Below are 10,259 nucleotides of genomic sequence, written 5' to 3'. Positions count from 1 at the left end.
ACAGGCTTGGTTATGGCCGCGGCGTTCGATGCCGACGGGTACCTGGCCACCGGCTCCATCGACATGACTGCGCGGATCTGGGACCGACAGGGACGACTGCTACACACCCTCACCGACCTCACAGGCGGTGTCACGGCGCTGGAGTTCGCCGCCGACGGGCGCCTGGCCACCAGCACCGATGACGGAATGGTACAGCTGCGGTTCGCCATAGGAGACGAGGCAGACCTGACCGCGTACGCCGAAAGCCGCATCTCGGTAATCCTGACCCCACGCCAACGCAACGAACTCGGCCTACCGCTAGATCGCCGGTTCCCGTGACGTCCTTTCACCCATCTCTACAGGCGAAGACTGACGAGGTGACCTCGACGGAAGCGGTCTGATGCTGGCTGGCGGCGGATATGTAGGCCGCGGCCGAGGGAAGCTGCTACGGCTCGGCGGCCAAGAAACAGGCCACCGCCTCCGGCGCGGGATGCTGTGGACTGAGCACACTGGCCGCCGAGCCGACGCCGGCCCAGACGTCACCACGATGTGCGAGGCCGTGACCCCTCCTCGCCGCCGACGACTTCACCGGACGGCGGATCGGCACCGCCAGCGCCGACCGTGTCCGCGCGGCGGACCAGTACACCCACCGGCAGCAGCACATGCGTCGCCGCGCACCCCGAGCAGCGCGTACGCCGCGGCCGTACCAGCCACCGCGCGCCCGCCTCGCCCCGGATCACACGCGGCCGCGCCCATCCCCACCCGGCCAACCGGCCCTGGCAAGCCGGGCAGCACAGCGAACCCGTCGCCAGCTGCCCTTCGACCCCCGCAGGGTCGTCGGCTACCGTCATCACCCTGGTGCCTCCGCACCGATGAGCGGCCCTCCCCAACGCCCGGCCAAGGATTACGGGAGGGCCGCTTCCTGCATGAACGTCCTCACGGTGATGACGGCGACGAAGAAGCGCAACCCCTCCGGGACGCGTGGCAGACATCCTCAAGATCAGTGACGGGCAAGAGCGAACTCGTCGTCACCTTCGGTGACGGCTAACACGTTAAGGCGTGTTGGTTGTCGGGGTATTTCTGCGTGACCAGCTGCTGGGTACGGGCAGGTTTCCGTTGACGACGAGGGTGACTACGACGCTGGGTGAATGCGGGTGGGTCATACCGTGTTGTTTGGGACCAAGTACGAAGAGGTAGTTCTCGGGAGTGCCGATAGGGAGCACCTTTGGGCTCATGTCGAGGATTACCAGGATGGAGAGTCGAGTGCCGTCGGCGGCGGCATACTGGGTTGGCTGGCCGATGTATTTTGTCGCTGTTTTGGCCGTCACGGGTTGGTCTCGTACGACTTTCAACTCGGCAGTGATGCCGTCATGTCGGGTATCAAGGTATCCGTGGGCGTGAGCGGTGCCGCGTTCGACGCGCCCTTCGAGGGTGGGGTCGGCGAGCAACGCTGCGTGTAGGTCGTCGTGGAACTGGCGTTCTTTGATGTTCTGGCCGCGGCGGTATTTCTTGTTCCAGGTCATCGCGAGGCCAATGCGGGAGAGGGCGTTGAGAAGTCGTGCGAAGGCTTGGAGCTGGCCGTGGGGGTAGCCGGCGGAAGCGAGTTGTTCGTAGATGGCGAGGAGGTGTTCGTCGAACACTTCGTACTGGGTGGTGGCATCGCGGCTGGGATCGTAGGGGCGGACACGGAACTCGCGGTGGCCGGCGACGTCGAGGGGTTGGCTCTTTGGCTTGCCGTCTTCGTCGACCCCCCGCCACGTGAGGCGGACGATGACTGGTGGCGCGTGCTGGGTACTGGGCACGGCGTAGCGGACGTGCAGCGTGCCGGATCCCTCGTAGGTGTTGGGGTCGCCGGTGTGTTGGTGCTGTTGCCAGGTTAGCGCGGGTCGTTGGAGTTCGGTGTCGTTCAGTGTGCTGACCAGTTCGGCGTCCAGGCGCTGAACCCACGCGGGCCACGGGTCGGTCTGAACCTGGAGAGCAAGAGTGTGGGTGAGGCCGGGGTTGACGATGGCGGGTCCGGTGAGCAGCTTGTCATCGATGGAGACAAGTGCGACAGCGACAGTGGGACTTTCGGGTGGGGTGTCTGCTGGCGGATGCCATGGGCCGACCCCACGCTGGTGCTGGAGCGCTCGAATGAACAACAACGGTGCCGGCAGTGCGGCAGCTAGGGCGAGGACGCGCTCCAGGTCGAGCGACCCGGCCGGGTCTGTCTGGGTGGCGATGTGGCCTTGGAGTTCGCGTATGCGAAGAAGCAGCGGATCGTCGTGCCGCTGGGCGGCAAGGTCGATAGAGGCGGCTCTGCGTTGGGCAGCAGTCCGATGCGCTGTGGCTTGGGCGAGGTCGGCGTTGAGCTCGGCAGCTTCGGCATCGAGTAGGTGCGCGACACTGGCGATCAGCCGGGCGGTGGCCGTCACGCCGGTGTGGGTGGCGGTTCCGATGGACTTTCCGCCAGCCTGGAGGTCTTTGCTCAGGGTGCGTAGGATCTTGGCGCGGTTGGTGAGCATCTCGGCTGGATCGGTGGGTTCAGCAGGTGCACCGCCGGGTCCGGTCGCCGTGTCATCAAGCGCAGCGACAATCTCCGGGGGTGTAGAGATGTTTAACAGTACGCAGACTATCGCGGCACGGATCGCTGCCATCCGGGAGAACGGCCGCAGCCAACGTCTGTCGTCCTCGGTATGGCTGGAGCACATGCCGATCGTTGCGCTGACGCTGTTTATGGCGGCACGGACCGCTGCTCCCGCTCCGCTCTGAAGCTCGGTCGCGAGGGTCGCGTGCAGTCGTGCTACCGCAAGGGCTAGTGCAGTGAGCGCCCGCTGTGAGCTGCGCGCCGGTTCATTCGGGATTCGGTCCAGGGCGGCTTGGAGTAGCGCCACGACGTCGTCGCGTCGTTCCGCTCGGGCGAGGACCTCTGCGTACTCCATCGACCCGTAGAACGACTCCGGCGAATGCCGTGCCCCGGTGTTGATGATGTCCGCGGCCGGTAGTCCGAGTAGGCCGGCACCGCAGTCGAGAAGACCGTTGAGTGCTTCTTCGGCTTCGTCATGTTGCCGCAACCCGTAGGTGCGGCGGGGAGCGAGTTCCAGCCAGAGCATCGCGAGCTCGGGAGCGACCCGAGCGTCCGGTTGCCACGGCTGATCTGTCAAGTCCGACGCCTGGTGCCACTCAACCGGAGGAACCCGTGCTAGCGCCTTCTTCTCTAGTATGGCAAGGGCATCAAGGCCAGGGACATGACAACGAAGCGCGGACAGCGCCGCCAGAAACGTCTCGAAATGGTCGGTGATGCTGATGCCCTCCATCACCTGGATTGCGTACAAGGCCAACCGCATTCGTGTGTCCTGTGCCGCCCACGGCAGGCGGCACGCAGCGCCGAGGACTGCGTCGATCACGACGACGTAGGTGTCGCCGGTCAATGCTGGCAATAGGTCAGCAACTGTGGAAGGAAGTGCGTGGCTAGCGCCGATGTTTGTCCAAGCTCGTAGGGCAGCCGAGCGTGGACCTGGACTAACGTCGACCAGGTAGGTGTGTAGCGTCGGCAGGATTGCCTGCAGGACGCCGGGCTGGTCGCCGTGCTGGCGTCCAATTTCACCGAGCGTGGCAAGGAGCGGTGTGACCACCTCGGTGCCAAGTTCGTTATCACGTTCGTTCGTGACGAGCGTTGCCACAGTGCGGCACACGTCAAGCGGGTTGGTCGCGGACGCCAACTCGACCGCTCTGAGAAGCCGTCGGGCGGACTGGTAGAGGCTGTTCCGTCGTGACCATGCCTCCATCCCGGCCAACGGGTCTGGGGGTGTGACTGAGGTGAGCAGACTCTTCGGCGCATTTTCCCGCTGTCGCGTAAGCGTGAGGAACGCGCCGAAGATTGCATCAAGATGCTGAGCCAAGTTGCCTGTGTGCCGGCGTGCCATCTGTTCGATGATCTCCACGGCCGAGAAGGTGACCCGATGCCCCCAGGACTCATCGGTGCGGGCAAGCAAGAACGCGAACGCGGCATCTGTGACCGCAGCCGCCTCTTCGAGGCTCACGACGGGGTCGTGGGCACGGCGGTGCACGTAGTCGGTGTCGACCATGTCGACCGCGTGGCGGGCCGCGCCCACCAGACCTTCACGAGTCGGCTCTGATGCGTGCTTCCCGGCTTCCTCCATCATCTCGACCACCCGTGCCGGTGCGGCGATGAGCATCCGACCCAGCGCGCGCTCCGCGGTTCCCACCGTGCCGGGATCGTAACTGTCTTCCGGAGGAACACCCAGCGACAGGACCAGGGACGAGAGCGTTTCGAGCGCAACCTCTAGATGGGTGCTGGCGAGGTGCTCGATCGCGCCGGCTGCTGCACGGCGGTCGAAGTCCGACACTGGCCGCAGCCGATGGTTGGGCGCTGTGATGATGCTGGGCAGCACAGGGCGAGGAAGCATCGCGGCCAATTGCGTGACCAAAGCTGCAGGAGACAGGTCGGCCAAGACCCGCAGCGGGCCTGGATCATTCGCCTGGACCACCGGCATCGGGCCGGAAAAGTGGTGGTCTTCTGGCGTCTTTGACCCGGCTAACACCACGACCGACCGGATCACGGCATCGTCGACCGCGACCGGCTCGACCAGGCCGAATTGATCGGTCAGGCACCGGCCGGCCTCGATGCTCGGCTTGTTCCGCAACACTGCCAACGCGGCCGCAACTAGCCGCTCCGCAAGGTCTGGTCGCCGCGACGCAAGGTGCCGCAGGGGCTCCAGCAGCTCGGTAACACCGACTATTGCTACTGCATCGAACAGCTCGTCGATGATGGCAGGTTCAAACCGGTCACCTGCGCGTTCCGCGATCGCGATCAGACGTCGACGCGCACGCTTCGCCGCTTCGACGTCTCTGTCGACTGTAGGGTCCGGGTCGAGCACATCGAGGTCATCCAAGATTCCGGAAGTTGCCGGGTCTGCGGTCGCCCGTAGGCTCCGGCGTCGCTCCGCACGCAAAGCACGTTCGGCGGCACGTCGCCGAAGTGCTTCAGCCTTCTCCGCCTCGGCGGCCGCTGCCTGTGCCTGGCGGGCATGAGCTTCGGTCTCCAGGTTCGGAAGCCGGCCAGTGGGGCTCCGCATCTCGCAGCCGCCGCAGTGTGCGGCGTAGAAGCTGAAGGTGACATGATCCAACCGCATGCCGGACATGTTGCCGATGGCGACTGGGCATTCGACCCGGCGCGAGTTCACCGGCAGCCCTGTCACTTCCTCCAGCATCCCTCGGCCGCCCGACTCTACGAAGCGCATGTGCTGGCAATGGTTGGTCGCCAACTCAATGACGTGGGCGTTCTCGTGACCCAACTCGATGTACTTGGCGAACTCTGCCTCGTCCAAGATCTGACTTTCGCTAGCAGGGACTGGAATCGCAGTCCAGTCTCCCGCACGGCACCGACAAGCTCGTACTCCGATGCCCGGACGCTGCGATGGGCAGAATTCACAGTCAGCGACTCCACTGCGCCGGGCCTGGTTTTCATCGCCGACAACTTCCTCAACGCGCTCGCCGATCAAGGCCACCTTGATCGCGAGCGCTTATCGGACTGTCAGCGGTGGATCACTGGGCAGATCTGGGCGATGCCTTCGCATGATCGCGCTCCCCTGCTGGCAACAGTCCTTGCCCTGGGAGCAGCGGCTGGCGCGCCGCCAGCCAAGACGGCGTCGTGTGCCCAAAGACGATCGACCGGATAGCCACATCCTGCGGTTCCGGCCGGCCTACCGCGGATCATCGTGCCGAAGGTCCGGTCGCGCCTTCGAGCCGACGGACAGCGGCGGCTTTGCGAGACAGACTTGTGGCTACACTTCCGCGACACGCAGAGAGTGTTTCGACCAAGTTCTTTGAGTTCCACCCCGTGGCACCCATCGCCGAAGAGACCATCAGCCGGTCCGCCGCCCAGGTCCCGCCGACCTGGTGCATTCGTGGCGTTCGCGCGGTGCCGGTTTCGTCGGCGACGGGTACTTCCGCTTCGTCGACCCGGCCCGCGCAGCCACGATGCACTCCGGGGTTTTCGGCCTGCCCGACGGCGCGACCGTCCTGTTCACCACCGGGCTCGGCGACATCATCTGCCACGTCAACGGCCTCCACCTGGTGGTGAAGTCACGCTTCGGGGCGATCGACGTCGTCCAGGGCGAAGCCCCCTGGGAGTGGCAGCTCAACTCTGACGTCGGCAGTCCAGGGGCGGTCCTCCGCCACTGGCCTATCGCCCCGGGGGCTCACGTCTCCTCGGTAGCACACCGTCTTCAGACTTCACCGCTCCGCCGACGTGCCCGGAGGAAGCTATGGCTCCCCTGGTGACGCTCGCGCCGATCGAGTCAGCATTCGGTATTACGCACTTCAGGAGCATCACGAACGTCCCAGCGGGAATCGCTCGGATGAACCAGCCTATGACGTGATCGAAGATCGACGACAGCGTCGTAGAGTATGGGTCCGCGTGCAAGTACGACGACACGACATGTTGCCGCTTGCCGCCAACCTGTTCGCAGCGCTCCGGAGGATGCTGGGTCAGCGTGGGGCTCTATCAGTACGAAACGCTCGGCGACGACGACTTTCAGCGCCTCATCCAGGCGTTGTTGGCCCGTTCCTCGGGCCATCGTTTTCGGGCCATGCCGCTGAACAAAGCCGATGGCGGACGGGACGCCGTAAACGACGCTGTGGTCTTCCAGGTGAAGTTCACCGGCACGCCAGAGCGCGTGGATGATCGCGTGGACTGGCTTGTAAGCGCGATCGACGGTGAGCAGGAGAAGATCAAGCGGCTTGCCAAGCGAGGGTGTCGAGAGTATGTCCTGGCCACAAATGTGGGTGGCACAGGAGGGCTGGATAAGGGGACGATCGATAAGCTCGACCGGGAGTTGGCTCAGCGCGCATCGGCTTGGGGCCTCGATAACATAACTGCGTGGTGGCGGGACGACGTCGATGCCCGCTTCGCCGTTGCCGATCACGCGACTAAGGTTGCATTCCTTCGGGCGTTGCCGGCCGATGAGGCTCTTGCGATCACGCTCATTGACCGTTCGCAGTCGGCTAGGGCGTCAGACCTGGCTCTTTCGGCGTACCTCGCGTATCAGTTCGAAGTCGACAACAAGGTCCGCTTTGAGCAGGTGGACCTCTCAGGGCCCACGGTCGACCGGCTTTTTGTAGATGTTGCCGCGGCGAGCGGAACGCCCAATAGCGTCGCCCACAGCTTGCTGGCCGAGCTTGGGCAGCGTGTTGACGATCATGACAGCGGTACGCATGATCAGCCGGTTGCAGGCGCCGCACGTCTGCTCCTTCACCCCAAGTGGCGTGGCAACGCTCTGATCATCGGAGGTCCAGGACAGGGCAAGACGACGCTGCTTCAGTACATCTGCCAGGCGCACCGGGCGCGCCAGCTCAACCGCGACGATTACCAGCAGTCGATTCCGCAGCAACACCTTAAGGCGCTGGTCCGAGTGCCCCTCCGAGTCGACCTGCGCGAGTATGCATCCTGGCGCGGAAAACCCGTCGCCTCGCCGCCGGCCAAGAAGCGGAGCAAGCAGAAGAAGCAAGTCCAGGTGACGTACGCGATCGAGATCTTTCTTGCGGAGAAGATCACCGAACACAGCGGCGGCATCGAGTTCAAGGTCGAGGACCTCGCCTCGCTAGTGGCCAGCCGTCCCGTCCTGCTCGCACTCGATGGGCTTGACGAGGTCGCCGACCTCACGCGGCGGCATGAGGTCGCAGCCCAAATCGCAGCCGCAGCCACCCGCTTGCAGCAAAACGCCGCAGACATCATGATCTTGGTGACTACTCGGCCGGGTGCGTCGATCTCCGACGTACTCACCAGCGAGCACTTCCCAACTCTGCACATGCAGCGGCTCACCACTGACCTTCGGCTGGGCTACCTGGGTCGCTGGGCTCAACAAGCCGGGCTACACCCTGACCAGGTCAACGATCTACGCAACACCTTCATCGAGAAGCAGTCTCTCCCCCACGTTCGGGAGCTTAGCTCCAACCCGATGCAGCTGGCGATCCTTCTGCACCTGATGCAGCGGCGAGGAATTCTGCCCGAGCAGAGAACCGAACTCTACAGCGACTACGTGAAGACCTTCCTGGACCGCGAGGCGCCGAAGGAGCCCGTGGTCCGGCTCCATCGACCCATAGTTGAGGATGTCCACGCGTACCTGGCCTGGCACCTGCAGTCTGAGTCCGAGCGAGGCCGAAGCAACGGCGCGCTGACGGCCGACCAGCTCCAGCAGCTTCTCGACGAGCATCTGCGAGACCGCGGCAACCGGGGCCAGCTCGTTCACGAGCTGTTCAAGGCGATCACCGGACGAGTCATCTGCCTCGTCGAAAGACCAGCCGGGATCGAGTTCGAAGTCCAGCCTCTCCGCGAGTACTTCGCGGCGAGGTATCTACATGACGATGCGCCGCTCAAGGGCGAGAAGAATACGAAGGACGACCGGCTTGACGCGCTACTCCGCAGACCTTACTGGTCGAACGTACTGCGGTTCTTCGCCGGCATGCTCTCCAAGGGCGAAGTGCGTGGACTTCCCTCCAATCTTCGCAGCCTTCGGAAAACGCGGCCTTTCAATGTCCTGCCGCTCACGCGTTCGCTGGCCGTCCAACTGCTCGAAGACCAGGTGTTCATCAGGCAGGGAACATTGCCAATTCGCGATGTGATCGACGTCGCCTTCGACGGCCCAGGCGCGGTGCTCGCCGTGGACCGGCTGCTCACCACGACCGGCGGGTCGGTGAGCATCGAGGAAGGTGCAGGGCGCGCTGAACTGCTGGACCACGTTCAGGAGCGGTTGACACGCGAAACCGACCCAGCAACCAGTGCCGCACTGACCAACCTGCTCATGCACAACTCATCCGACTTTCGAGCCCGTTGGCGTGATCAAGTGTGCGCCAACCTCGCAGCCTGGATGTCGGTAGCAGCCGAACTACGGCTGCTCGACGGCGACAACGCCTCATCGATCGAGCGCATGATGACGTACGAACAGAACCGCGGTGACCACGATGAGCCGCTCGTTGGGCTGCTCCTTCGCGCAGGTAGCCAATGTTCCGATGACCGCGTTCTGCAGCTGTGCGCTACGGCTCTTGGCGACGGAGCCGGCGATCGCGGCCTTGGGGTAGGAGCAGATTCGCTGATCTCCCGGATGTACGTCTGGTCGAGCCCGGCACTCTTCTACAGCCATCGAGCGAGATCACCTCGCCTTCCAGCGATCCAGCCGGCTGTCGAGCCTCGAGCGCGACGCCGCAATCAATCTCCGGCTGCAGCGGCTTGGCGTCAACGGCTCGCAACGCTCCAGGCATCACATGATCTAGCAGCAGACTGGACGCTCCTAGATGCCTGGTTAACGGCCCTGGACTCGCAGCACGAACTTTTGGGCGACTGCTGGCTAGTTCGGGAGTCAGCGTTCATCGTTCCGGCCGCGATGCTCCCCCAGCGCGAAGTTGCTGCGATCTCGGCCGGTGCCACGCCTACAACGGTGTTGGCGTGGATACGCCAGGCACGCGACAACTCGGCCGACGCGGCGTGGTGGCAGGCGCAGCTGTCGTCGGCAGCCGACGACCTCAGCCGCAGAACATGCCTGCTTGGACTTCTGATCTACGGGAGAGCGATCGTCTTCTCCGTCTGCGCCGCGGAGATCGACCGGATGCTGGCGGCCCTGAAGCCTGGGAGCGTCATCTCGATGATCGAGGCAGTCCGTCGGCAGCAGAGTTCTCTCTCGATCCGCCAGCTGGATCTTCACAGCCACCTACGCAACAAACGGTACGCGCCCGCCGCACTCACCGCACTGGTGCTGCACGACCTCTGCTTTGAGACATCGCGGGCCGAACTCGCCAAGGTTGTCGCTCTCCATCTTGAAGACCTGATAAGTCTGGCTCCGGCGCTCGGTCACCGCGTTCTTGAGATTGCCTGCTCGGATCAAAGCGGCACCATCCCGATCAAAACGTTCCGCGGGACCCGCAGTGCGTTCGGAGCGAACATGCTGTCCGGCCGCATCAAGGTGAAGAAGATGTCCCGTACCGAGGCGCAGACGATCTTGACGGAGCCGGAACAGTGGCCGACGGACATCGTCAGGATCGCCGCCGAGATGGCATCTGCAGGACTGTCTGATCTTCCGCCGCTGGCCCAGGTGGCCGAGGCCGACGGCTGGTTCATCAGATAGCTGCCTGCCGACCGTGCTCGACCGACTGTTCAGCCTCGCACGAAGTGTCAGGCCGCGACCAAGCTCGGACCCCGCCTCAGTGATCGAAAAACGGCATGTAAAGGTGATGTCCACGGACCGTGGCCTACGCATTACCAGCCTGCGGGACGAGCAGTGTCA

At 64.2% G+C, this 10,259-nt stretch carries 4 protein-coding genes; 2 read left to right on the top strand and 2 right to left on the bottom strand.

All coding sequences use genetic code 11. From position 1 onward, the window contains the following. Window positions 1-318 (top strand): WD40 repeat domain-containing protein (locus Cba03nite_RS36895; RefSeq protein WP_373315804.1); only part of this gene is annotated, 318 nt, incomplete at its 5' end. A 200-nt stretch (window positions 319-518) separates the two neighbouring features. Here the strand turns inward: Cba03nite_RS36895 and Cba03nite_RS40735 are convergent. Both Cba03nite_RS40735 and Cba03nite_RS36890 read right to left on the bottom strand, forming a co-directional pair. Beyond that, window positions 519-830 (bottom strand): DUF6431 domain-containing protein, encoded by a 312-nt coding sequence (locus tag Cba03nite_RS40735; protein ID WP_505661185.1) that lies wholly within the window; start codon window positions 828-830, stop codon window positions 519-521. A gap of 201 nt (window positions 831-1,031) precedes the next feature. Then, window positions 1,032-5,309: a hypothetical protein gene (locus Cba03nite_RS36890; protein WP_203756784.1), complete on the bottom strand. Its 4,278-nt coding sequence runs from the start codon at window positions 5,307-5,309 to the stop codon at window positions 1,032-1,034. A gap of 1,167 nt (window positions 5,310-6,476) precedes the next feature. Here Cba03nite_RS36890 and Cba03nite_RS36885 point away from each other — a divergent pair. After that, window positions 6,477-10,100 (top strand): NACHT domain-containing protein, encoded by a 3,624-nt coding sequence (locus tag Cba03nite_RS36885; RefSeq protein ID WP_203756782.1) that lies wholly within the window; start codon window positions 6,477-6,479, stop codon window positions 10,098-10,100. Window positions 10,101-10,259 lie beyond the last annotated feature (159 nt).

The sequence above is a fragment of the Catellatospora bangladeshensis genome (assembly GCF_016862575.1).
Taxonomy (GTDB): Bacteria; Actinomycetota; Actinomycetes; order Mycobacteriales; family Micromonosporaceae; genus Catellatospora; species Catellatospora bangladeshensis.
This window is presented reverse-complemented; position numbering and strand designations above follow the sequence as displayed.